The organism is Fulvivirga sp. AWR4_260, assembly GCF_056158185.1.
Genome location: NZ_JBSWSU010000001.1, coordinates 834,354 through 860,464, shown reverse-complemented (window position 1 = coordinate 860,464; position 26,111 = coordinate 834,354). Strand labels below are relative to the sequence as shown.

20 protein-coding genes are annotated in these 26,111 nt (G+C 35.8%); 15 read left to right on the top strand and 5 right to left on the bottom strand.

The features are described from left to right. Positions 1-6 precede the first annotated feature (6 nt). From msrB to ACXACQ_RS03655, 6 genes are all read left to right on the top strand, one after another. Positions 7-483 carry a peptide-methionine (R)-S-oxide reductase MsrB gene (gene msrB / locus ACXACQ_RS03680; RefSeq protein ID WP_474974574.1) on the top strand — a complete coding sequence of 159 codons (477 nt, stop codon included), beginning with the start codon at positions 7-9 and terminating at the stop codon, positions 481-483. Between the two features lie 113 nt (positions 484-596). Continuing rightward, a complete protein-coding gene (gene uvrA / locus ACXACQ_RS03675; protein WP_474974573.1) occupies positions 597-3,458 on the top strand; it encodes an excinuclease ABC subunit UvrA in 2,862 nt (953 codons plus the stop codon). Between the two features lie 223 nt (positions 3,459-3,681). After that, entirely contained in the window at positions 3,682-4,992 is a 1,311-nt protein-coding gene (locus ACXACQ_RS03670; protein WP_474974572.1) for an NAD(P)/FAD-dependent oxidoreductase, read from the top strand. 3 nt (positions 4,993-4,995) lie between these two features. Further along, on the top strand, positions 4,996-5,256 hold the full coding sequence (locus tag ACXACQ_RS03665) for a hypothetical protein (RefSeq protein ID WP_474974571.1): 261 nt from the start codon (positions 4,996-4,998) through the stop codon (positions 5,254-5,256). 99 nt (positions 5,257-5,355) lie between these two features. After that, positions 5,356-6,399 carry a sensor histidine kinase gene (locus ACXACQ_RS03660; protein ID WP_474974570.1) on the top strand — a complete coding sequence of 348 codons (1,044 nt, stop codon included), beginning with the start codon at positions 5,356-5,358 and terminating at the stop codon, positions 6,397-6,399. Beyond that, the gene (locus ACXACQ_RS03655; protein ID WP_474974569.1) at positions 6,396-7,115 is read left to right on the top strand and encodes a LytR/AlgR family response regulator transcription factor; all 720 of its coding nucleotides are present in this window, start codon (positions 6,396-6,398) and stop codon (positions 7,113-7,115) included. The genes ACXACQ_RS03660 and ACXACQ_RS03655 overlap by 4 nt, the downstream gene beginning before the upstream one ends. 4 nt (positions 7,116-7,119) lie before the next feature. Here the strand turns inward: ACXACQ_RS03655 and ACXACQ_RS03650 are convergent, their stop codons facing one another. Continuing rightward, positions 7,120-7,497: a hypothetical protein gene (locus ACXACQ_RS03650; protein WP_474974568.1), complete on the bottom strand. Its 378-nt coding sequence runs from the start codon at positions 7,495-7,497 to the stop codon at positions 7,120-7,122. Positions 7,498-7,615: 118 nt separating this feature from the next. After that, positions 7,616-8,749: a radical SAM family heme chaperone HemW gene (hemW, locus tag ACXACQ_RS03645; RefSeq protein ID WP_474974567.1), complete on the bottom strand. Its 1,134-nt coding sequence runs from the start codon at positions 8,747-8,749 to the stop codon at positions 7,616-7,618. A 32-nt stretch (positions 8,750-8,781) separates the two neighbouring features. On the opposite strand from hemW, the gene ACXACQ_RS03640 reads away from it, so the two are divergent. The 8 genes from ACXACQ_RS03640 (at position 8,782) to porN (ending at position 18,258) form a co-directional block, all read left to right on the top strand. Continuing rightward, positions 8,782-10,491: a ShlB/FhaC/HecB family hemolysin secretion/activation protein gene (locus tag ACXACQ_RS03640; RefSeq protein ID WP_474974566.1), complete on the top strand. Its 1,710-nt coding sequence runs from the start codon at positions 8,782-8,784 to the stop codon at positions 10,489-10,491. A gap of 30 nt (positions 10,492-10,521) precedes the next feature. Continuing rightward, a complete protein-coding gene (locus ACXACQ_RS03635; protein ID WP_474974565.1) occupies positions 10,522-11,658 on the top strand; it encodes a DUF4271 domain-containing protein in 1,137 nt (378 codons plus the stop codon). 30 nt (positions 11,659-11,688) lie between these two features. Then, positions 11,689-12,465, top strand: coding sequence for a uroporphyrinogen-III synthase (locus tag ACXACQ_RS03630; protein WP_474975037.1), 777 nt, complete (start codon positions 11,689-11,691; stop codon positions 12,463-12,465). Positions 12,466-12,581: 116 nt separating this feature from the next. Continuing rightward, positions 12,582-13,538, top strand: coding sequence for a PorP/SprF family type IX secretion system membrane protein (locus tag ACXACQ_RS03625; RefSeq protein ID WP_474974564.1), 957 nt, complete (start codon positions 12,582-12,584; stop codon positions 13,536-13,538). Between the two features lie 197 nt (positions 13,539-13,735). Further along, entirely contained in the window at positions 13,736-14,809 is a 1,074-nt protein-coding gene (gene porK, locus ACXACQ_RS03620; RefSeq protein ID WP_474974563.1) for a T9SS ring complex lipoprotein PorK/GldK, read from the top strand. Between the two features lie 61 nt (positions 14,810-14,870). Then, positions 14,871-15,701, top strand: a complete 831-nt coding sequence (gene porL, locus ACXACQ_RS03615; RefSeq protein ID WP_474974562.1) for a type IX secretion system motor protein PorL/GldL — start codon at positions 14,871-14,873, stop codon at positions 15,699-15,701. Between the two features lie 49 nt (positions 15,702-15,750). Continuing rightward, a complete protein-coding gene (gene porM, locus ACXACQ_RS03610; RefSeq protein WP_474974561.1) occupies positions 15,751-17,337 on the top strand; it encodes a type IX secretion system motor protein PorM/GldM in 1,587 nt (528 codons plus the stop codon). A gap of 18 nt (positions 17,338-17,355) precedes the next feature. After that, positions 17,356-18,258 carry a type IX secretion system ring subunit PorN/GldN gene (gene porN / locus ACXACQ_RS03605; protein WP_474974560.1) on the top strand — a complete coding sequence of 301 codons (903 nt, stop codon included), beginning with the start codon at positions 17,356-17,358 and terminating at the stop codon, positions 18,256-18,258. Between the two features lie 53 nt (positions 18,259-18,311). Here the strand turns inward: porN and uvrC are convergent, their stop codons facing one another. From uvrC to porW, 3 genes are read right to left on the bottom strand one after another with little or no spacing between them, the layout of a single operon-like run. Next, positions 18,312-20,108 (bottom strand): excinuclease ABC subunit UvrC, encoded by a 1,797-nt coding sequence (gene uvrC / locus ACXACQ_RS03600; protein ID WP_474974559.1) that lies wholly within the window; start codon positions 20,106-20,108, stop codon positions 18,312-18,314. A gap of 6 nt (positions 20,109-20,114) precedes the next feature. Then, a complete protein-coding gene (locus ACXACQ_RS03595) occupies positions 20,115-22,442 on the bottom strand; it encodes a transglycosylase domain-containing protein (RefSeq protein WP_474974558.1) in 2,328 nt (775 codons plus the stop codon). A gap of 4 nt (positions 22,443-22,446) precedes the next feature. Further along, the gene (gene porW, locus ACXACQ_RS03590; RefSeq protein WP_474974557.1) at positions 22,447-25,035 is read right to left on the bottom strand and encodes a type IX secretion system periplasmic lipoprotein PorW/SprE; all 2,589 of its coding nucleotides are present in this window, start codon (positions 25,033-25,035) and stop codon (positions 22,447-22,449) included. A 198-nt stretch (positions 25,036-25,233) separates the two neighbouring features. Here porW and ACXACQ_RS03585 point away from each other — a divergent pair, with 198 nt between their 5' ends. Continuing rightward, positions 25,234-26,103, top strand: coding sequence for a M23 family metallopeptidase (locus ACXACQ_RS03585; protein ID WP_474974556.1), 870 nt, complete (start codon positions 25,234-25,236; stop codon positions 26,101-26,103). The last annotated feature ends 8 nt before the right edge of the window (positions 26,104-26,111 follow it).

Sequence of the window (26,111 nt, the reverse complement as noted above, 5' to 3'; positions counted from 1 at the left end):
TTCATTATGTGCACACACTCTAATGCTCAAAATGAGCACAGAAATGTTGCCAACCCTTATTACTCCAAAACTGATACTTCAAAACTGGAGGTGTCTAATGTGGAGTGGAAAAAAATATTATCTTCTGATTTATATGCTGTGGCAAGAGAGGCCGCTACTGAGCGTGCCTTTACTGGTAAATATTGGGATACAGATATAAAAGGAGTCTATTATTGTGCAGTATGTGGTAATAAATTATTTTATTCCACAGCTAAGTTTTCCAGCAGTTGTGGTTGGCCAAGTTTTTATGAGTCGGTAAGAGATAATAGTGTAATTTATAAAGAGGATCACTCTTTTGGAATGCACAGAGTTGAGGTGCTTTGCGGAAGGTGCGATTCACACCTTGGACATATTTTTGACGATGGTCCCCCTCCTACTTATAAAAGATTTTGTATGAACTCAATATCGTTAGATTTTGAGCCTGAATTAGCTGTAGATAAGTAAATAGCATGCTTTAATATAAAGGCCTCTAAAAAGAGGCCTCTTTTTTTTGATCTATTGCATTTAAACAAAGTAAGCCTCAATTTTGTGTTTTATAAAAATCAAACCAATAGCCTATGATAGCAGAAGAGGAAGTAATGAAAGATAGTGAAGGATACGATATTACAGGCTATGATAGTATTGAGATTTTAGGTGCTCGTGAGCATAACCTGAAGAATGTTAACCTTACTTTTCCTCGTAATAAACTTATCGTTATTACCGGGATAAGTGGTAGTGGTAAATCCTCATTAGCTTTCGATACTATTTATGCTGAAGGGCAGCGCAGGTACATGGAAAGCTTTAGTGCCTATGCCCGATCTTTTATTGGAAACCTTGAAAGACCAGATGTAGATAAGATAAACGGACTTAGTCCTGTAATTTCTATTGAGCAAAAAACAACTTCTAGAAATCCCAGATCCACTGTAGGTACAGTAACAGAGATTTACGATTTTATGAGGCTGTTATACGCAAGAGCTGGTGAGGCATACTCATACAAAACTGGTGAGAAAATGGTTAGGCAGTCTGAAGATCAAATATTAGATCATATTATTCAGGCTTTCGATAACCAAAAGCTTACTATTCTTGCTCCTGTGGTAAAGGGTAGAAAAGGACATTACAGAGAGCTTTTTCAACAGATAAGAAAAAGCGGATATACTAAAGTAAGGGTTGATGGTCAGCTACAGGAACTTGTTCCTAAAATGCAGGTAGACCGTTATAAAACTCATGATATTGAGGTGGTGGTTGACCGTATTGTAGCAGTGGAAAAAGATCGCTATCGAATAGGCCAATCTATAAATTCTGCCATGAAGCAGGGCGAAGGTATTATCATGCTTTTAGATCAAGATGATAATATTCATCATTTCTCTAAATACTTGATGGATCCTGTCTCTGGTTTGTCATATGATGAACCCGCCCCTAATACGTTTTCTTTTAATTCACCCTATGGTGCTTGCCCTAAGTGTAATGGTTTGGGCGTAATTGAAGAAATTACAGAAGACTCTATTATACCGGATAGAACAATCAGTATTAGCCGAGGGGGAATATTACCACTGGGTGAGTTCAGAGATATTTGGATTTTTAAGAAAATAGAGGCTATTCTTAAACGCTACAAAGTAGGATTATCTACCCCTATCAATGATATACCTAAAGAGGTTCTTAAAGTATTATTATATGGAGATGATGTGCCGGTAGCTGTGGAGTCAGTAAAATACCCTGGCACAGACTGGAATACCAAGTTTGAAGGGATAATCAAGTTTCTTGAAAAGCAGAAAGAAGGAGGATCGGAAAAAATACAACAGTGGGTAAATGATTTTACTGTCATAAACACCTGCCCCAGCTGTAAAGGAGCAAGGCTTAAAAAGGAAGCACTTCACTTTTTAATAGATGGGCATAATATATCGCAGCTTGCTGGGTTTGACATTCAAAATTTAGGAAACTGGTTTGAAAATTTAGAAAGTAGGCTCAGTGAAAAGCAGAATGTAATAGCTGCCGAAGTGCTGAAAGAGATACGTAAAAGGATAGGTTTTTTATTAGATGTAGGTTTAGATTATTTACATCTCAATAGGCCATTAAAGACACTTTCTGGTGGAGAGGCACAGCGAATAAGGTTGGCTACCCAGATAGGAACCCAGCTTGTTGGAGTGCTATATATTCTTGATGAGCCCAGTATTGGACTGCACCAGAGAGATAATGTGAAACTCATCAATGCATTAAAGGACTTAAGAGATTTAGGTAATTCTGTTATTGTGGTAGAGCACGATAAGGATATGATGCTGGCTTCTGATTATATCATTGATATAGGCCCTGGAGCTGGAAGGCACGGAGGGCAAGTAGTGGCTCAAGGACCTCCAGAGAAGTTTTTGCAGCAATCTAGCTCTACGGCTGATTATTTAAAAAACAAAAAGCAAATAGAGATACCCGCTGAGCGTAGAAGCGGAAATGGAGAAAGCTTGAAGCTGACGGGAGCTAAAGGGAATAACCTCAAAAATGTAAATTTAGAAATACCATTAGGCACTTTGTCTTTAATAACGGGTGTCTCTGGTAGTGGTAAGTCTACATTAATCCATGATACCTTGTTTCCGATACTGAATCAGAAATTTTACAGATCTAGAAAAGAGCCCTTGGAGTATGCCAAAGTGGAAGGTTTAGAGCATTTGGATAAGGTTATAGAGGTTGATCAATCACCAATAGGACGCACACCACGATCTAACCCAGCTACTTACACGGGAGTATTTACAGATATTAGGTCACTTTTTGCAGAACTTCCAGAAGCGAAAATTCGAGGGTATAAGCCCGGAAGGTTTTCGTTTAATGTGAAGGGCGGCAGATGTGATACTTGCGAGGGCGCTGGCCTAAGGTTGATAGAAATGGACTTTTTACCTGATGTGTATGTGCCTTGCGAAACCTGCAAGGGAAAACGTTATAATAGAGAAACGCTAGAGGTAAGGTTTAAAGGAAAGTCTATTTCTGATGTTTTAGATATGACTGTGGAAGAAGCTGTTGAATTTTTTGAGCATCAACCAAAAATAGTGAGAAAGATACAGACGCTAAATGAAGTAGGTTTGGGGTATATCTCATTAGGACAACATGCTACTACATTATCAGGAGGTGAGGCTCAGCGAGTTAAATTAGCAACAGAGCTTTCTAAGAAAGATACCGGAAAAACATTCTATATTCTTGATGAGCCAACTACAGGGCTACATTTTAAAGACATACAGCACCTTTTAGATGTAATAAATAGGTTGGTAGATAAAGGAAATACTGTTTTAATTATAGAGCATAACCTTGATGTAATTAAAGTAGCAGATTATATCGTTGACCTTGGACCTGAAGGCGGCCGTGGAGGAGGTGAAATAGTGTGTAGTGGAGTGCCGGAAAAAGTGGCAAAAAATAAAAAGAGCTATACCGCTAAGTTTTTGAAAATGGAGCTAGAGGCTTAATTTTTAAGTAAAAATATAATAAGGAAGAATAGAAAATGCCGCTCAAGAGCGGCATTTTCATTCAACCAAAACCTTGAAAATTATCAACTATGAATTATTGCTTATTCATACAATGATTATTGTCCGAAAAGAGTTCCTTTACTCTTATTAAAATTTAAGGTTCTGATTCTTTATTTCGTTACTTGGGGTGTAATATTGCAGTGTCAAATCAAATCACACGGTCATGCCTAAAGAAATTAATAATTTCGTCCCCATACCGGAGTCTAAATTCCCCCGTGTAGTAGTTATAGGAGGAGGTTTTGCAGGAGTAAAACTGATCAAAAAATTAAGTAAAGCTCCGGTTCAAATTGTACTTTTTGATAGAAACAACTATCATACGTTCCAGCCACTGTTATATCAGGTGGCTACTGCAGGCCTAGAGCCTGATTCCATAGCTGATCCGCTGAGGAAACAGCTAGAGCCCGTAAAAAATTTCTTTTTCAGAATGGCAGAAGTGTATTCGGTCCATCCTGAAGAAAAAATAATAAAAACGGAAATAGGGAAAATGTCTTATGATCACCTGATTATAGCCACAGGCTCCAAAACCAATTATTTTGGTAATCAGTCCATTATGGAGCATGCTTTTCCGCTTAAACAAATTTCGCAGGCGTTAGACTTAAGAAGTCATATTCTTCAAAACTTTGAGGCAGCTACCATTACCACTAATGAAGAGAAGCTGCTTTCTATGATGAACATTGTGATTGTTGGTGGTGGGCCTACAGGAGTGGAAGTAGCAGGAGCACTGGGAGAACTGAAGTCTAACATTCTACCCAATGACTATCCTGAGCTAGATTTTTCTAAGATGAAAATTACCTTGCTAGAAGGTACTCCTTCGTTGCTTGGTGCCATGTCTGACTTTGCCTCTAACAGGGCTTTGAAATACTTGAAAAAGTTTGATGTAGAGGTTAAGCTCGGCACATTAGTTACATCTTATGACGGAAGAGTGGCCAAGCTTAATAATGGAGAAGAAATAAAAACGGCCACGCTTATCTGGGCAGCAGGAGTTCAAGGAAACTACCCAGATGGCATCGATGACGCTTCTATAGACAGAGGTCGTTTAAAAGTGGATCAATATCAGCAAATATTAGGGTATGAGAATTTATATGCTATAGGAGATATTGCTGTTATGGAGGGAGATCCTGGGTACCCTAAAGGACATCCAATGCTTGCACCTGTAGCGATTCAGCAAGGTGATTTATTAGCAGAAAACCTAAAAAGAAAGTTTAATGGCAAAGCTCCAAAGCCCTTTAAATATAAAGACAAAGGATCTATGGCCACCATCGGTAGAAACAAAGCCGTTGTAGATGTTGGAAAACTTAGATTTGGTGGTTTCTTTGCATGGATGATGTGGATGTTTGTTCACCTAATATCAATTATTGGTTTTAGAAACAGACTCATAGTATTTAGTAATTGGGTGTGGAACTACTTTACATATGATAAAGGCACCCGATTGATCATCAGAAAATTTATACCAAAAAATAAAATCAAAGAATAAACAATGAAAGGTCCGAAATTACAATACTTCTTAGGCTCGCTATTACTGTTGGTAGGAGGTTTTCAGGTATATAAGCAAGACTTTTGGGAGTGTAGTTTGTATTTTTCAGCCGGGCTTTCTTTCATTGTAATGGCTTTAGTGCGGGAGAAACGTTTCCCGCGCTATTCTAAAGTCTTAGACATCCTTTCTTGGACATTAATAATTATTACTGGCCTTATCTTTCTTTATCTTGTACGCACTGATCAAATGGTGGCTGGCCATTAAGAAAGTAAAATACCCACTGGTAAAATTTGACTGTTAATCAGCATAGTAATTATTAGTTTTACATACGTGCGTTGTGTTGCTTTAATACTTTAATATAATTTGAATAAAACTAAGTTATACTGGACTTTACAGGTTGGAGGCTGGCTATTATTTGCTAGTGTGCAGATAATTGCATTTATCTTTTTAAGAAAGAACCTTACAGGAATACAGGTTTTATTCTGGCTTTTAGAAGCCAGTGTATTTTTACTGTTTACACATCTTTACAGAAATCTTATTGTAAATAGGGGTTGGTTGGCGTTAAGCATGAAACGGCTTATACCACGAGTGATTTTATCGGTGGTGATACTTCCTCTTTTGGTATATTGTGCGCGTATGCTCATTAGTGTGCCATTGCATATGTATGACCCCCAAGTGGCTTGGAAATGGTCTAATGTAATAGGCCTATCACTAGTTTATTCCTTGATATTCTTTTTGTGGGTGGTATTGTATTTTATTTATCACTACTTTGAAAAATATAATTTGTCTCTGCAGCATGAAGCTGCAGTGCATGAGATAGAACTGAATAACTTAAAATCTCAATTAAATCCGCATTTTATTTTTAATGCATTAAATAGCATTAGGGCACTGGTAGATGAAAATCCGATGAAATCGAAAAATGCCATTACACAGTTGTCTAATATTCTTAGAAATTCATTAATATCGGATAAAAAGAGGCTAACAAAATTTGAAGATGAGCTTAATACTGTAAAGGATTATCTTGGTCTTGAGAGTATTAGGTTTGAAGAGAGGTTAAGAACAACTTTTGATATTGCGCAAGATTCTTTTAAATTTCTGGTGCCGCCACTAATGCTACAAACTTTAGTTGAAAATGGGATTAAGCATGGCATTTCTAAACTTAAAGAAGGTGGTTTTGTGCAACTAAAGACTTATGTCTCTGAATACGAACTGAAGGTCGAAATTAGAAACAGTGGTCAGTTTGAAGATGGTAGTGAACATAATTCATTACAAGAAGAAAAAGTGGGGTTAGGTTTGAAAAATACCCGAAAAAGGTTGGCCTTACTGTATGGAGATAGAGCGTATTTAAATGTCTCCAATGAAAATGAAAATACTGTATTAACAGAGTTAGTTATACCAAAGGAATGAAAGCATTAATAATTGATGATGAAAGATTAGCTCGTAAAGAGTTGATGAATTTATTAAAAAGCTATAGTCAGGTAGAGGTAGTAGGAGAAGCTGCCAATGCAGATGAGGCGTATGAATTAATCAATAATCTTCATCCTGATTTGTTATTTCTGGATATACAAATGCCAGGTAAAACAGGGTTTGAGCTGTTGGAGATGCTTGATAATGTACCTAATGTGGTATTTACTACTGCTTATGATGAGTTTGCTTTAAAGGCATTTGAGGTTAATGCATTAGATTATTTGCTAAAGCCAATACAGACCGAAAGGCTGAATGAAAGTATTAATAAACTTCTTGCAAAGTTTACAGCTAACCCTCAACCTCAAAAAGGAGATAAAAAGCTAAGCCTAGAAGATCAGGTGTTTGTAAAAGATGGAGATAAATGTTGGTTTGTAAGTTTATCTAATATTAGGCTTTTTGAATCTGATGGCAATTATATTAAGGTTTACTTTGATAATAATAGACCTATGATTCATAAGTCATTAAATGCGCTTGATGAAAAATTAGATAGTAGAAGCTTTTTTAGGGCCAGTAGAAAACACATTGTGAACTTAAGCTGGGTAGAGAGTATAGAGCCTTGGTTCAATGGAGGACTGATGGTGAAACTCAAAGGAGGAGATAAGGTAGAGGTGAGCAGACGCCAAGCTGCTAAGTTTAAAGAAATGATGAGCCTGTAATGTATTAAGAACCAGTTCCCCCTCTTATAATAGAAATAAGGTCTGCTTCTACATGCCAGTCTCGTGCTAGTTTTAACATGGCAGTTGCTTCTAGTTCAGTTACATACCCCTTTAGGTTATTGGCTTTCCATACCATATCTATATAGAAAATTTTCTTTTCTTCAGGGTAGTTGCCTATAACTTGGTTTAAGTAGTCTCTAGCTCTTTCAAACGAGTTGAAGTAATCTTCTGCAATAAAACTATTGGCCCATTCTAATTCCGAATGACCATCTAATTCTTCTGCGGTTTCTTCAAGGTTAAGCCTTTCCCCTTCATCTAATCCATGATAATGGAAAATCACAGATTTTAGAAGTAGGTATGCCTTTTTTTCTTCACTACTCATTTTTTGTGCGTTGACTTACAAAAAAAGTAAATTATTTGAATAAAACTGATTTTGCGTTCAATATTTGGTAATTATTTATTCGGATAAATTAACGGATAAAATCCAGCAATAAAAAAAATTAGTCTTCATCTAAAAATAGATCTGCACTTATCTGGTCAGCGAGCAAAAGCCCTGATGCTGTTAGTATTAAGTGATCGGTGCTAATTATTGCGTATCCTTTTTCTATTAAATTATCTATATACAATTTATGAAGCTGAATAAGATCTATATCATACTTCTTTTTCAAATAAAGTAAATCAACACCCCAGTTAGTTCTTAGTGATATTAATAGAAATTCGTTGACCTGATCCGTTATGTTTAAACGATCTATTTCTGCAGGTATTTCACCGTTATTGATGGATTTAATGTATTTATGGTTATTGCTAATGTTGAACTGGCGGTATACTCCATTGTAAGAATGGGCAGCAGGGCCTACTCCTAAATATTTTTTTTGTTTCCAGTAACTTGAGTTGTGCCTTGAATACTTTTCTGGAAGTGAAAAATTGGAGACCTCATAATGTACATATCCTGCTTTTTTTAACTCTTCAGTCAGTATTTCAAACTGTTCTGCTGCAAACTCTTCATCTATTTCAGGCAATAACTTTTTCTTTTGTTGATGTCCAAAAACTGTATTTGGTTCTATAGTAAGGCAGTAAGATGAAATATGCTCAGGCTTTAAAGCTATAATTTCTTTTAGGTTATTTCTCCACATGTTATGGTCTGTATGCGGTATAGCATAAATTAAATCTATGCTTATATTTTTAAACCCCACTTCTCTTGCCTGTGATATAGAGGCCAAAGCTTGGGACCTGTTATGAGCTCTGTTGAGAAAGTCTAATGTTTTTTCATCAAAAGATTGAATGCCAATACTTAATCGATTGACACCCGCGGTATATAACCCTTTTAACTTATGATAATTTAGATCATCTGGGTTAGCCTCCAGTGTAATTTCCGCATTCGCATTTACTTTGTGTACTAGTTTTATGGTATTTAAAATGGCATCCAACTGATTAACACTTAATATAGAAGGTGTACCTCCACCAAAGTAAATAGTGTCTATCGGTTCATTATGTAAAAAGCTTTGTTGTAAGTCTATTTCTTTGCAAATAGCCGAAGTCATATCTTTAATATAAGATTGATTAGTGCTAAAATGAAAGTCACAGTAATGACAAGCCTGTTTGCAAAACGGAATATGTATATAAATGCCAGCCAAGTTGTTAGTTTTGTTTACAAACTTAAAATTATTTGAGAAGTATATACCTATATATAATATGTGCCTTTTTGCTATTCGTTCAAAAAGTTGATGCTCAAGTTGCGGGAGTACATGTAGAAGTTATTGGTGAAAAAAACGAAGTATATGATAGTAAGGTTGCTGATTCATTACAGTTGAGGTTATACATCAACAAACTTTTAAATACATATTATCAAGAGGGTTTTTTGGCGGCTAATGTAGTTAAAGCCGATTTGCGTGATTCAAGTTATTATTATACCATACATAAAGGTTTTGAGTTTAAATGGGCAAATTTAAATAAAGGGTCACTCCCTGAATATTTGCTATCACGGTCGGGATATAGAGAAAGGTTTTTTCAAGATAAACCCTTTAGTTACACTGAAGTATCTAAGCTGTTTAATAAAATCATTAAAATAAGTGAGAATAATGGATACCCATTCGCATCTGTATTTTTAGATTCCCTTAAGTTAAATCAAAGTGGGGTTTACGGTGTTTTAAACTATAGTTCAGGGCCGGAGATAACCCTAGATTTAATAAAAATAGAAGGCAACGTAAAGGTGAAAAGAAAGTGGCTGGCAAGCTATTTACAATTGGCCATGGGAACCCCATTTAACCAGCAAAATATTTCTAATATACCCAGTAAAATAACACAGTTAGAGTTTGCAGAACTTGCTAAGCCTGTGGAAGTGACTTTTCAAAACAGCCAAGCTATAATTACTATCACCTTAAAAAGTAGGTCTTCCAGCTCTGTTAATGGTGTCATTGGCTTTTTGCCGAATGCGCAAAATGATAACAAATTACTGGTGACCGGTGAGTTTGATCTTTCTATCGATAACCTATTTCGTAGTGGCAAAGAGTTTAATGCACACTGGCAAAGGCTAAAGCCATTATCTCAGGTTTTAGATTTAAATTACAATCAGAGAAATGTACTCAATTCGCCCTTAAACATAGAAGCGGGGCTTTACCTGCTAAAAGAAGACACTACTTTTTTGAATCGTAATACCAATATTAATTTCGGATACCAGAAAAATAAGGCCTCTTTTTCAATATTTAGTGAATTTCAGCGCTCAAGTGTGTTAAATAATAATGTTCAGGATTCAGCTACGTTAGCAGATTTTAGATTAACCTATTATGGGGTTAGTAATGGCTATCGTAATTATACTTCGTCAAGGTTAAAATCATTTGGGTGGGGGTATAATCTGTCTGTTGCTGTTGGAGATAAAAAGATTACAGAAAATACCGCCTTGTTAGAGGCTGGCTATAATAATTTGCCCAGCAAAACACGGCAATACAAAACTATGGCAGATCTACGGTATTATATTAAGCTGTCCAAGCATTTAGTGTTGAGTAATAAGTTTTCTCTAGCAAAATTATTTAATGACTATCTTTTTACTAATGACCTTTTTCGGTTAGGAGGGCTAAGTACAATCAGGGGATTTAATGAAAATGAGTTTTTTGCATCCACCTATGCCTATTCAAATTTAGAACTTCAATTACTATATGCTGCGGAATCATATGTGTTTGTGTTTTATGATCAAGGATACTTAGAGCAAGCTGTAGCCTCAGTGAATCATACAGATTATCCTTTAGGAGTTGGACTTGGACTAACTTTAAAAACCAATGCAGGCTTATTAACTTTGGCGTATGCCGTTGGTAAATCCAACAATCAGGATTTTAGCACAAGACTCTCCAAGTTTCACTTCGGTTATGTGGCTAAATTCTGATAACTTGCAAAGAATTAAATAATCGAAATATTGAAAAGGGTATTACTACTTGTATTGATTCTTCAGGCAAATCATGCCTGGTCTATGCTGGCTGACACAGTAGAAATTAGAAATCTTAATTACGATTGGTTTTTTTACGATGAAGACGATGGCTTTTTACCATTAGTAGATAAGTCTGTTTTTACAGAGAATACTATCCATTTTGATATAGGTTCAGGAGATTATTCAGAGAGTATTTTGTCTATATCAAGCAGTGATAAAATAAACATTTTTATAAATGGAATGCTGGCGGCAGGGATGAAGGGTAAAATCCTATGGAATATTGATAGTTTAAGGCGGAGTTTTAATAATGATTTACACGTTACACTGTATCGACCATTGATAAACCCATATAATATTACTGCTAAGATTATTCGCCTCGAACCAACTGCAGAGAAAAAGCCATTAATACAAAACCCCGTTTTAATAAAAAGTAGAAACACCCAAAAGGAATACAACAACTTTATAATCGTAGCCAGCATATTGCTTTTAATGATATTAGCAAGTTTGAGAAACTTCTTTCCACGTACTTTAGCAGATTTCTTTAGGCTAAGAAGAGTATTAAGTACAAGAGATATTGATGAGAATCTTTTTAAAACAAGACCACTAAATCAAATCCACTTATTAGTATATGCATTTTTAAGCTTACTGATCAGCCTTACTATCATGCTGTTTGTTCGGTTCTCAGAAATACATCAAGATGCGGCCATATTCTATCCCATAGGTTTTTCCTCAGCCATATTGAGTTGGCTGAAAATAGGACTTGTAGTTTTCGTTTGGTATCTGGTTAAATACCTGCTAATAGCAAATTTAAGTGCGTTGTTTAAAATATCTTTTTTTCAAAATTCGCATTTTTATACCTATACAAGGCTTTCTTTTTTAATTTTCAGTATTTCTTTAATACTAGTAATAATTTCATTTTTTGGTTTTCATGCCATAAACCCATCATATTATACTTACTTGTTTCATTTTCTGCTAATTATGATGATTCTAAGAGTATTAATATTGTTTTTTAGATTATTGAATACAGGGGCCTATAAATCTTTGCATTTATTTTCCTACCTTTGCGGCACAGAAGTAATACCCTTGGTTGTGCTTCTTTATTTAGGACTAAATCAACCATTCTGATTATTTAAGAAGTAATAGTTGAGTGAATATATGACTGATCAAGCGAAAGAAAGGATGCAGCCAGTAGCGAGTATCCTGGTTTCTCAGCCAAAGCCCGGTGATGAAAATTCCCCATATTTCAAGCTGGCAGAAAAGTATAACCTTAAGGTAGATTTTCGACCTTTTATTCAGGTTGACCCTGTGTCAATTAAAGAATTTAGGCAACAGAAAATTGATATACTCAATCATACAGCGGTGATTTTTACCAGCCGCAATGCTGTGGACCACTTTTTTAACATCTGTGAGCAACTTAAAATTGAGATGCCAGCGGATATGAAATACTTTTGTATTTCTGAACAAACTTCTAATTACTTACAGAAGTATATCGTAATTAGAAAAAGGAAAATTTTTACTGGCCATAGAACAGCTATGGATCTTATTGAAATCCTTAAAAAACATAAGAACGAAAAATATCTTTTCCCATGTTCTGACATTAGGAAAAACGATATTCCAGATTTCTTAACCGAAAATGGATTCAATTTCTCAGAAGCTGTAATTTATAGAACAGTAGCAAGTGATTTATCAGACTTGGAAGATGTCTATTATGATATATTAGCATTTTTCAGTCCGTCAGGTATTAACTCATTGTTAGTTAATTTCCCTGATTTCAAACAAAACAACACCAGAATAGCAGCCTTTGGCCCTACTACAGCTAAAGCTGTAAGAGAGGCAGGTTTATTCCTTGACATTGAGGCACCTCTGCCTAATGCACCCTCAATGACTGGAGCTATTGAGGTGTATATTAAAAAGGCAAACGGACTTAAATAACGAGATTTGACATTAAATAATTGTGAAATCGAGATTATATTACACCTTTTTAATAGGAAACGCTTGAATCTATTGTCAAAATTATCTTATATTTAAGACTGCTTTTGACAATAGATATGCGTAGATACATTTTTTACATATCAATAGGGGTACTTATTTTTTGTGCAACTACTGTAAGTGCCCAGCAAGATGCACAGTTTTCTTACTATATGAAGAACATGCTCTTCTATAACCCTGCCTATGCAGGAGCGGAGGGTGTGACAGAAATTACTTTGCTTCACCGTACTCAATGGGCAGGGTATCAAAGTACTTTCGATGATGGAGGAGCTCCTACTACACAAGTTTTTAGTATGAACACTCCTATATATAGAATAAGAAGTGGATTCGGTGCTCACGTGGTAAACGATAATTTAGGTCCTTTGAATAACCTCGAGGTACAACTATCCTATGCGTACCATTTAGGACTTAAAAATGCTAAGTTAAGCTTCGGTGTTAGAGCCGGGTTATTTTCCCAATCAATAGATAAAGGACAATATAGGTACATAGATCAGGGTGATGATCTAATTGTAAATGCTGATGAGTCTCAAATTAGACCTGATATGGCTTTAGGGGTATACTTGCGGTCAGAGAAATATTATGCAAGTTTAAGCTTTAACCATATTTTAAAGTCTGAATTTAACTTTGGTCAGGATGCTGTTAAGAATGCATTGGAAAACCACGCCTATTTCTCTATGGGGTATATTCATGAAGTGAATTTCGATGTTAAGATTTCACCATCATTAATGGTGCAAACTGACTTTAATGAATATAGCTTCATATTAGGTGGTTTGGTCTATTATAAAGACCAGTTATGGTTCGGAACTTCGTTTCGACAGTCTGATGATGTAAATTTACTATTGGGTTATAATTTTTTAAAGGATAAATCGTTAAGCTTTGGCTATTCATTTGGTTATGTAGTGAAAGACCAAGATGCGAAAAAGGCCACTACACACGAAATAATGGCTAGTTATAGATTGCCCGTTAACCCTGGTAGTGGAAAGAAAATAATTCGAACACCTAGGTTTAGACATTAAGAGCTAAAATATTTTGCTTTTAAAGATAATTTATACAATTTGTGAGACAATATTTTTTAAAAGAAGCAGGCTAAAAACTTTCATCGAAGATTTTAAATTGATTTTTTTTTATATATTTCCACTTCAAAAATTAAAAACAAACAAAATGGTTGGCTTTAACTTAGTATTTAAGTTAAAGAGTTTTAAAGAAAAGTGTTATGCGTAAAGTTACAAGAAGATTCCTCTACTCATTGTTGTTGTTGGCACCAGCAATATTAGGAGGTTGTGGACTCTTAGGCCTGGGAGGCGGAGGAGGAGACCAAGGAGAGCTGGTCGGTGTGCCTGGTCGGGAAGGTTGGGTGATGACGCTCCCTTACGGTATGGTTCCAATTCCTGCTGGTACCTTTCACATGGGACAAGCTGATGAAGACCCTGCCTCGACCCAAATAAATTTCAATAAGCAAATTACTATTGGGTCATTCTACATGGATGATACAGAAATCACTAACAATGAATATCGTCAGTTCGTTAATCACTTATTTGATGATTCTGTAAGTGTATTAGGAGAGGACAAGATAATGAGTGATTACTATCCCGATACAACAGTATGGGTGCGTGACTTCGCTCATCATATGGGTGATCCTGTTCAGGATTACTATTATTGGCACCCTGGTTATGATGATTATCCTGTAGTAGGGATAAACTGGGAGGCTGCTGTTTATTTTAGTAAGTGGAGAACCAGATATTGGGCTGATTATAGAATAAGTGTTGGTGATGTTCCAATGCCTTCTTTCAGATTGCCTAACGAAGCTGAGTGGGAATACGCTGCTCGTGGCGGACGTGATATGGCAAAGTATCCTTGGGGTAACCCTTACATCCGTAACGCTAAAGGTTGTATGCTTGCTAACTTTAAGCCTGGTCGTGGAAATTATTATGATGATGGGTTCTCTTATTCAGCGCCTGTGGCTCAGTATTTCCCTAATGACTATGGTTTATATGATATGGCAGGAAACGTATCTGAATGGTGTTTAGATGACTTTAGTCCTGTTTCAGTTCCTACTGTGTGGGATCTTAACCCTCAGTTTATTGATAAGAGAACAGACCCTAAAAGTGTACAGTACAATCCAGAGATTCTTCCTAAGAAGGTTATTAGAGGAGGCTCTTGGAAAGATGTTGCTTACTATTTAGAGACTGGAACTAGAACTTTCGAATTTAAAGATTCTGTAAGAGCATATATCGGATTCCGAAATGCAATGACTCATCTGGGGAGATCATCTGGTGCAGAGTTTTAAAATTATTTTTTAATATTTCAAACCCATTAAAATTAACTTCATTAATTAAAACCTTAAGACAATGAGTAAAAAGAAAGGCGGATTTGCAGAGCTATTATATAGAACCATTATGCCAAAAGTATATGGTATTGGTGGTGCAGTAGTTATCGTTGGTGCTTTGTTTAAAATTTTGCACTTAAAAGGTGCTGATATTATGTTGATTGTTGGTTTAACAACTGAAGCACTGATTTTCTTTTTAAGTGCATTCGAGCCTCCTCACGCTGATCCAGATTGGTCTAAAGTTTACCCTGAATTAGCAGATGATTTTGAAGGAAGTGCTGCTCCAAGAGCTAAAGTTCCAGCAAAAGCATCAGGACCAAGTGCTACTCAACAATTAGATAACATGTTAGAGAAGTCTAAAATCGGTCAAGATTTAATAGATAGCCTAGGAAAAGGCATGAAAAACTTGGCTGATTCTGCATCAAAAATGTCCAACTTATCTGATGCAGCTGTTGCTACTAATGATTATGCAAAAAATGTAAAAACTGCTTCTCAAGCTTTAGGAGAAATGAATAAGTCTTATGCAACTACTGCACAAGCTCTAACTTCTATGGCAAGCGCTACTAAAGATTCTAAAGAATATCATGCACAAGTTCAGGCAGCTACTAAGAATTTAACTGCTCTTAATACAGTGTATGAAATGGAATTGAAAGATGCTGATAGCCACGTGAAAGCAATGAGTAAGTTCTATACCAATATGGCAGGAGCTTTAGAGGGAATGACAAAAGCTGGTGAAAAAACCAAAACTTTTGCAAATGAACTTGATAAGCTTACTACTAATTTAACTTCTCTTAATACTGTATATGGAAACATGCTTACAGCTATGAGAGGTGATAGTCCTAAAAAAGGATAAGTAAATATTGATATGGAAATGAATTATTCATTAAAAATACGATTGTAATATGGCTGGAGGAAAGGAAACCCCAAGACAGAAGATGATCGGTATGATGTACTTAGTATTGTTAGCTATGCTAGCATTAAACGTAAGTAGTGCCGTTCTGGAGAAGTTTGTATTTATAGATGAAACTTTGAAACAAGCAGGTGAGGCTATGGTAGAGAAAAATAGCCAAACCTTAGGAAGTATTACTGCTGAAATAGCAAAGAAGGGAAACAGAGGGGACGATGTTAAGGTTTTAACTAGAGCTAAGGAAGTCAATAAAATGACTAGCGATCTATTGTCATATATGAATGGCCTTAGAGAGCAGATGGTAGAAATCACTGGCGGTAAAGATGAACAAGGTACACTTAAGGGTGCTAAGGATACTGAAGGTGTTGCTAACCTTATGATTCGTCAGAAGGAAGGTGAAAAACTAAAGGAAAAGTTAAATGAGTATTCTTCTAAACTTAGTTCTATAACTGGTACAGAATTTACTCCATTGGCAAGGGATGCTAAGGATATACCTTTAGCTGCAAAAGATCCTAATCAAGCGAAAAAGGATTTCTCTGAGTATTATTTTGGCGAATCTCCGACCGCTGCTGGTATGGCAACAATTAGTCAATTAGAAAACGAATTGTTATCATATGAAACTAAAGCACTGGAACTTTTGGCAGAGAAAGTTGGAGCAAAAGACATTACATTTGACAAAGTTGTTCCTTTGATTAGACCTTCTTCAAATGTGGTTGCATCAGGAGCTGACTTTGAGGCAGATTTATTCATTACTGCAGCGGCTAGTGGAATGAACCCGACTTTCATGTATAATGGAAAGTCTGTTCCTACTGAAACCAATGAACAAGGAATCAAATTTGGTAAAGTTTCGTTTGCAGCTAAAGCAACAAATTATGATTCCAAAACTAATATGTCTGAGCAGAGTTTTAAAGCTCAAATTAGTATAAATGACACTACTTACACCATTAACCACACTTATTATGTTGTAAAGCCTGTTATTCAGGTTAGATCAGCTGCTTTACAAGCATTATATATGAACTGTGGAAATGAGTTGGATATTCAAGTTCCTGCTTTAGGTACTAGTTATAGTCCTTCATTCTCTTCTAGTGAAGCAACAGTGGTTAAAGGTAGTCGTACAGGTTTAGTAACAGTTATTCCTAAAGGTAGAAGTAAAGTTAAGTTAACTGTTAGCAACGGTGGAAACGTATTGGGAACTGAAACGTTTGATGTTAAGAAGGTTCCGCCTCCATCAATTGAAATCACTTCAAGAAACAGACCAGTTGATTTTGAAAAAGGTGTTAGTGCTGCAGCTCTTACAACTCTTAAGGTAAGTGCAGAGCCTGATGAAAACTTTGCTAGAGAAGTACCTAAAGATGCTAGATATAGAGTGACTAAAATTAATGTTAAGTTAGCTAGGTCTGGTAGACAAGTAAAAGCTGGAGATTTCACATCTGAGAATATTGACTTAAGAGCTTGGAGAAGTGAATTCAGAAAAGGGGACAATTTGATTATAAAAGTAGAGAATGTAGTAAGAAGAACTTATCAAGGAGAAAACGAGAGAGTGAAACCTGCTACAGCTATATATAGTGTTCCTATAGATTAATTTTAATAAGGAGATTAAATGAAGAGTTTAAACAAAATTATACTGGTTGTCTTATTGGGGTTGTTGGCTACTCCTATGTATGCGCAGGTGGATGAACTAGAACAGTATAACCCTAATTCAATAGAGCCGATTCCGCGCTATGAGCATTTGTTTAAAAGAACTGTGTGGAGAACTATTGATTTGAAGGAGAAACAAAACAAAGGTTTCTTTTCAAGAGGGGGTGAGTTAACAGCATTTATTTTAGATGCCATTAAATCTGGAGAATTAGCGGATCTTTATGCGAATGATTCTTTGACAAAGAAAATTAGCAAGGATGAATTCATGCAGAGATTGGTTTATCAAGAGGGATTGGAGGTTCCTGCATGGGAATCTGGTATAGAGTATTATGAAGGTGACCAAGTTAAATATAATGGAGTGGTTTACTCTGCAATTTTCGATGAGGTTATTTCAGTACCTTCTGAATCTCCTGATGATTGGGAAGAAACTCCCGGTGTTGGGGATGCAATCTTATTCTTACCAAGACAAATCAGTTTGATCAGATGGAAAGAGGATGTGATTTTTGATAAAAGAAGATCAAGATTATATTTTAAGCCACAATCTATTCAGTTGATTATTCCTGGGTCTGAGACTTTGGATGGAGTTGAATTACCATTGGTTGTACTAAAATATAAGGATCTGTTCCAAATTTGTAAGGAGCATCCTGATAAGGCACGTTGGGTAAACAGATATAATAGTGCTGAGAACAAAAATTTCGCTGAAGCATTTCAGTTAAGATTATTCAGAGCATCATTATTTAAATTTGAAAACCCTGATGATGACCCAATAGTTGATATGTATGACTCACGTATGGAGGCTGTAATGGCTGCTGAATGGTGGGAAATGCAATTAATGGAAAAGGAACATAACCTTTGGGAATTTTAAGATCTAATTAATGAAGGTCAGTTTTACTGATAAAAAAAGCCTTAAAGTTTACTTTAAGGCTTTTTTGCGTTATTAAAATAATCAAGAATTATTTTGGCTTTAGCTTTTCCTACATCCTGTTCTAATTGTGCTAAGTCTAATTCTTTTATTTTTTTTACTGATTTATATTCTGACAGTAATTTATCCGCGGTAGATTTTCCTATCCCAGGTATAGTTTCTAACTCTGTTCCAAAAGAGTTTTTGCTTCTCTGATTCCTATGAAATGTAATAGCGAACCTATGAGCCTCATCTCTTATTCGTTGTAGTAGAAATAGGGATTGTGATTTTTTATTGATGTGTATTGGAATGGAGTCTTCAGGAAAGTAGATTTCTTCTAACCTCTTGGCTATACCTACTATCGGAATAGAGCCATATAATCCAATTCCTTTTAGGGCTTCACAAGCGCTGCTAAGCTGTCCTTTTCCTCCATCTATTACGATGAGCTTAGGTAGAGGGAGATCTTCTTTTAAAAGCCTACTATAGCGTCTGTGGACAATCTCCTTCATAGAGGCAAAATCATCGGGTCCAACTACCGTCTTAATATTGAAGTGCCTATAGTCCTTCTTTGATGGTTTACCATCTTTAAAGTAAACCATAGAAGCTACTGGGTTTGTTCCTTGCAAGTTACTGTTATCAAAACATTCAATGTGGTCTGGCAAGTCAGGTAGACGTAGGTCTTTTTGAAGCTGTTCTAAAGTCTCATTCGACCTTTGTTTACCAGATTTACTGATTTTATCTCTTTTATATTCTAGTGCATTTTTAAGGGATAGGTCCAGCAACTTTTTCTTATCTCCTATCTGAGGAATGGTGATAGTAACCTGTTCTCCTAGTTCAATTTCATAATTAGAAATGATTTCTCTGTTCAAGCTTTGATGTTCCTCTCTTAGGTGTACCGCGGCTTGCTCTAATACAGTTTCATTGCTTTCTTCTAATTTCTTTTTTATCTCTACTGTTTTAGCCAATATTATGGATCCGTTTTTTACCTGCATGTAATTAACGAAGGCCTTTTGCTTTTCGCTTACTATTGAAAAAACATCTAACTGACTAAGCTTAGGATTAACGATGGTGGATTTGGACTGGAACTTATCCAATAACAGTAGTTTATCTTTAAATAACTGAGCTTTTTCGAACTCTAATTTCTCCGCGGCCTGCATCATGTGCTCTTTAAAGTATGTCTTCGCTACAGATAAATTACCTCTTAGTATTTGTTTTGCTTGTTCGATTTCGTTTTGATAATTATCCTCTTCTTGTAAACCTTCACATGGGCCCTTACAATTACCAATGTGATATTCGAGACAAACTTTAAACTTGGCTTGCTGTATATTTAATGGAGATAAATTCAGTTTACATGTGCGAATGGTATAAAGTTTCCTTATCAAGTCCAGTATGTTTTTCATCGCTATTACGCTAGAAAATGGCCCGAAATATTGACCATATGTAGGGTCAAAATTCCTTGTTGAAATTATCCGAGGAAACCTTTCATTAACAACACAAACATATGGGTATGTCTTATCGTCTTTAAGAAGAATATTATACTTGGGCTGATTTTGCTTTATGAGGTTGTTTTCCAGCAGTAAAGCATCAAACTCGGTGTTGGCCACAGCATATGCTATTTCCTTAATTTCTGAGATTAGTTTTCGAGTTTTTCTGTTCAGCTGATGGGATTTTGTGAAATAACTGCTGACCCTTTTTTTTAGACTCTTGGCTTTTCCTACGTAAATTAACTCATCCTGGGTGTTGTAAAATTTATACACTCCAGGAGAGTTAGGTAATAAGTTTCTGTCTTGAACTAATAACTTAGGTTCTTGCATTAAGTATTACTGAAAATTATCATCGTTCCACTGTTCTTCTTTAGTATCATCGCCTTCTTCTTCATTGGGATCGGGTGTGTTATATCGACTACAGTCTAGATTAACATCTATACCTCCTGTTGGACGATCAAAATTTCCTTTCTTGATACCTATTTCTTTATCTCGATAAACTTTTAGCATAAATTTCTCCCAAATTGGTCGGGCTGTTTTAGCGCCTTGCCCCAATGTCCAGTTTCTAAAATGGATGCCACTCTCTTCTCCGCCTACCCATACTCCGGTAACCAAATCTTTCGTAACTCCCATGTACCAACCATCTGAGGCACTGTTAGTAGTACCAGTCTTACCTCCTACTTCATTATTAAGTTTGAGTTCCATATTAATACCTGCTGAGGTACCTCCCCTTTCTTCAACTCCACCTTTTAGCATATATAACATTTTATATGCTGTTTGTTGACTGATGGCTTGCCTTGTCTTAGGAACAAAGTTTTCTATTACATTACCATTCTTATCTTCAATTCTGGTTATATAATAGGGTTGAGTATATATTCCTAAATTGGCAAATGTGCTATATGCACCAACCAATTCATAAATATTAACGTCACTTACTCCTAAACATAACGAGGGTACAGGGTCAAGGGCACTTTGAATACCAACACGGTGAGCAAAGTCTACCACGTTTTTTGGCTTAACCTCTTTCATTAAGTAAGCTGTGATGGTATTTACAGACCTAGCCATCCCTTGCCTAATGGTCATCTCTTCGCCAGAACCATAAGTACCGTCAGCATTTGGTGGAGACCAAGTTGGAGGATCTCCCGGCACTTGGAATGTTACCATTACATCTCTGACTTTATAACATGGAGGGTAACCTTGCTCAATAGCTGTACCGTAAACAAATGGTTTAAATGTAGAACCAGGTTGTCTTTTTCCTTGCTTTACGTGGTCAAATTTGAAATATTTTTTATTTATACCTCCTACCCAAGCTTTAATGTGGCCGGTATGTGGATCCATGGCCATTAAACCTGTATGTAGAAAATGTTTGTAATAACTCAATGAGTCTAGCGGGCTCATGGTGGTATCTACTTCTCCTTTATATGAGAATACCGTCATTTTCTTCGGGGTATTCATTATAATATTGATGGAGTCATTTCCTTTACCATATTTTTTTACCAGTTCTCTATAGTATGGCAATCTCTTAAAACTGTTTTCGATATAGTTTGGTTTTTCCCTTCCGTCAACGCTGCGCCATGGGTTTCTGCCCTCCCAGTGTCTATTGAATACTTCCTGTAGTTCACTCATGTGCTCATTCACCGCTTCTTCAGCGTAGCGTTGCATACGGCTATCAATGGTAGTATATATTTTTAAACCATCTTCATATAAATCGTAGCCATGGTTTTTACACCAAGTTCGAAGATAATTTCCTATTACTGTTCTGAAATATGGCGCTAAACCTTTGTTTTGGTTAGCAACATTGTAATTATCAAGATTGATTCGTGTTTCTATTAAAGAGTCGTATTCCGTGTTAGACAAGTGACCATGACGATATACTTTTCCTAATACTTGATTACGTTTCTTTACACTTCTATCGTAATGGTAAACAGGACTAAAGGCAGTAGTTCCTTGTAATAGCCCCACTAATACGGCTGATTCATCATAATTCAATTCACTAGGCAATTTCCCAAAGAAAGTTTCTGCAGCTGTTTTTATTCCAAAGGCATTACTACCAAAAGAAACTGTATTGAAATACATGGCTATAATTTCTTCTTTAGTGAAGTTACGTTCTAAATGAACGGCTATCATCCACTCTTTGGTTTTGATAATTATATCTCTTACACCTCCAACTTTATATAGCTTACCTTCATTTTCGGTCATGGTATTAAATAAGTTTTCAGCTAACTGCATAGTAATGGTACTACCACCACCAGCGTAGTTAAATGTTAATTTGCCTACAATAGCACGAATAAGCCCTGTAAAGTCTATACCTGGGTGAAGGTAAAAACGGTGGTCTTCGCTAGATAATAAAGTATTAACTAACTGTGGAGATAACTCTTCGTAAGTAACATTACTTCTGTTGTTTCTAAAATATTTACCTAATGAAACTCCATCACTTGAGAGTAGCTCTGAGCTTAAATCATTTTCCGGATTTTCTAGTGTTTTTAGGCTAGGCATGCCTCCATAAAGCCCAAACATATCAGCACTTACAGTTGCAATATATGTAGGTATACCTATCACAAACAGGAAGAAGCATATCCATAAAAAAATTGACATTACTTTCAGCACTTTGCTCTTCTTGCTAATGATGTCTTTAAATGTAAAGTTGCTTTTCTTAGCGTCCATTCAATTAATAGTGTTTATTAAAAAAGCTTAAATAAGCTTCAATGTCTTTGCTTTCGTAAAGTATATTAAAATTATCTTTTGTGATTACAAATTTATATAATTTAAAGTTACTCTCATTACTTTTTAATACATCAGAGCTAATAATAGCTTTATAATATTTATTAGCCTCTGGTTTTTCGTTTAATGGGCTTACCATTACGAGGTGATGCTCTTTGTCTAAAGAAAGGCTACTAACGTTTAAATTTAGCTCATTAAAATGACTGGTATTATATTCCTTCAACAGTTTTAGGTACTTATCTGTAAGGCCTTGCTTGGCATCAAAAATTAGTACAAAATAGTGTGGCTGTTCAAAGTAATTACTAAACTTAGTACCCAATAAACGTTGTTGCTTCTTCTGAAATTTCTTCGATGCCTCTAATAGCTCTTTAGCATATGGAGTTATTTCATTATCAGGTTTTTTGCTTATAAAATTATTGAGTTCAAACTGATATACATTGATGTTTTCTGTTTTACCAATTATCATTATTTTCAATAACTCTAAGCGGGCAGAGAACAAGGTTTCGTCATATTTATTTAAACCTGAATCAAGCACATAGTTGGCATATTGAAAATCTTCTTGTTTATAAAGCTTGTAGGCTTTTTGATATACAATTTTTAATTGTTCTGTAGCCGCTTGGCTTTCTTCAGTATAGTTAGGGTTAAGGATTAATTTGGCATAAGTACTGTTAGGATACTTGCTTAATAGCGTGTCTTTATACTTACTAGTGTCTTTGCCTAAGGCCTTATTAATCAGATAAAGTTGGTAAAGAGCTTCCGGTTCATTTTCTGTTTCGGGAAATCTACTCAATAAAGTTTCAAAGGTTTCAGAGGCATTTTCTAACTCTTTTAGGTCGAAATAATAGATGTTGCCCAGCTTAAAATAAGCACCTTCAATTAAATCTAATGCACTTTGTTTTGCTTCGGCAGAAAACGGAAGCTGTGAGTATAATTGAGCTGCTCGGCTAGCAATATTGTCAGCCGAATTGGCTTGTTGCTGCGCCTGATTTCCTCCAGGTGCATTCGGAAGATTGGGTGCATTTTGACCTGCCATGGCTGTACTGTCAGCGGCTTGATTATTATTGCCTATGTCACCTGCGGCCAAACTAGAAACACGCCAGTTATCTTCCAGAGGTCTATCGCCCCAAACACGCTTAAATTCGTTTTGTCCCATTGCTACAGATGCAGGGTTGCCAAAATACCAGCTAACACCCCCAATGCCTCCTTGTGAGCTGTTTAGCATGCTGAACTGTTGCCTTCTTTGTTCTCTTTTTTGCTTTTCTTCTTCTTTTCTTTTCTTTTCTGCTTCTAATTCCAGCTGCGCAGTAATTTTGGCTATAACTACCGAAGAGTCTAGTTCTGATAGCGCCAAAAGGCTGTCTTGCTCTTCAATGGTGTTAAGTTGCTCAACGAAATTCGAGAGTACTTCTTGTCTCTTTTTAATTTCATCATAGTTATCATAGTCTTGAGGTAAGGTGCTAACAGCGCTATCATAATACACTTTTGCTAGTTCATAATTTCTTAGACTATCGTATTGTAATTGACCCACTGTTAAATATGATTGCCCTTTCTGCCTATTGTTATCGATGCTTGCTCGAATGGATTCTTCAAGGTACTCTAAGGACTTGTCAATATTGTTTTGACGTAGCTCAAAAAGAGCCATTTCATAATAAATTTTGTCTTTATATTCTTTGTTCTTTTTATCCCTCAGCAGTTTTTCGAATAGTCTACGAGCAGCTTTGATATCACTACTCTTGTTTAAGTGTGTAACTTGAGCCATGTAGAGTCGAGCATAGAAATCAAGCTCATAAGGAGGATTAGTTTTTATACACTTTTTATAATACTCGTACGCCTCTTCATCATCTCCAAGTTTTTGAAAAAGCTGGCCAATGATGAAAAAATACCTGCTGTTGTTGTCTTTTTTCTTTAACAGAGGTGCGGCTATCACAAGGCTTTTCAACATATTGGCGTCATCACCTTGTATTTGATAGTAATGTGCCTTGTTCAGTGCTAAAAGTTTTTCATTGTCTTTATTTAGCTTCTCTTTTTTAAGAAAGTCCGAAACTGAAATCGCATTATTGTATTCTTGATAATCGGTAAATGTTCTGAATAGGTGTGCAAGTGCTCTGAAACGAGTCTGATCATCTTCACTTTTGGTATTAACAAATTTGAATGTTTCTATGGCATTTACATAATCGAGACTATAAAATCTAGCCAACCCTACCAATACATAGCTATCATCTACCCATTTACTGTTTTTGTGGTTTTGAATGGCAAGTGAAGCTTTTTTTAAGCAATCTTCAATTTGTTCTTTATAGCTATCGGCCAGTGTAGAATCTACTTTCGGGTATATCTTTAAAACTTTATTGTAGTCATTAACGTAGCTATCATTCAGTATTTCTTTTATTTCTTCTATGTCATTTTTAGCATAGAAATAAGCGTTATACCTCGCAGTGGTGTTATGAAAGGTTTTACTGATAATGTTTTTGCGGTCGGCAGAACATGATGCCAGCAAGGCCAATGAAAGGATCGTTAATGAAAATGAAAAGTGTTTCAATTGTAACAAAGCTAAATAAATTCGTTTTACAGTTAAGGTGCTGCAATAAACTTCAAAATTGCTTATTTTTTAGTGTATAGTAAGCTTATAAAGCTTAAAAAAATACGCAGCACGATTAAAACGTAAAAATTATGATAATTAATACAATAATAGTTTATAATATCTATTTTTGTTCCCCAAATTTAACCTACAGCAAAATTGAAGGCTAGAAAGACACTTTCGAGTTGGTTGGTGAATCGTTATCTGCTGATAATAAGAAATGAGGAAAACTTTGCTGAGAAATCCACATTCAGTTTTACCTATGCAAAGATAATACTGTTAGCCGTAACAGTATTTATAATCTTAATGGTGCTGAGTTTATTCCTTGTAAAGACCTTGTTGGCACAATGGTTTGATCCAAGACACGCACAAATAGAAGCTAACAAAAAACTTTATGAACTTACCCTTAAAGTGGACTCCTTGTCATTAGAGGTAGATCAAAAAGATAGGTTTATAAAAAACTTTCAGCATTTACTTAGTGGCGATACTACTGATGTTTTTGAGGAGTATCAAAACGTATCTTCAGGAGACGAAGTAGTAACTGAAAATATTGATGTGAGCAAGCTCTCACCAGTAGACTCACAGTTTAGGCAAGAATTTGAGCAAACTGACTTGTCTTTAGTGAATTTTTCTTCGGTAGGTTATGGTAACGAGCTCCAAGAAATATTTTTCTTTTCCCCAATTAGCGGTTTTGTGTCTTCACCGTATAATGTTCAAGAAGGTCATTATGGTGTTGATATCGTATCAAAAAAGAATGAACCCGTAAAATGCATTGCAGATGGTACCGTTATTATGTCATCTTGGACTCAGGATTCTGGTAACGTAATAGCAGTCCAGCATAGAGGCAACCTTATTTCAGTGTATAAACACAATGCTGAAATTCTTAAGAAAGTAGGTAGTTTTGTAAATGCAGGAGAAATTATTGCCATCATAGGCAATACAGGTGAATTAACCGATGGGCCACACCTTCATTTTGAACTATGGAATAACGGAAACTCTGTTAATCCTGAAGAATTTGTAACTTTTTAAATAGTACA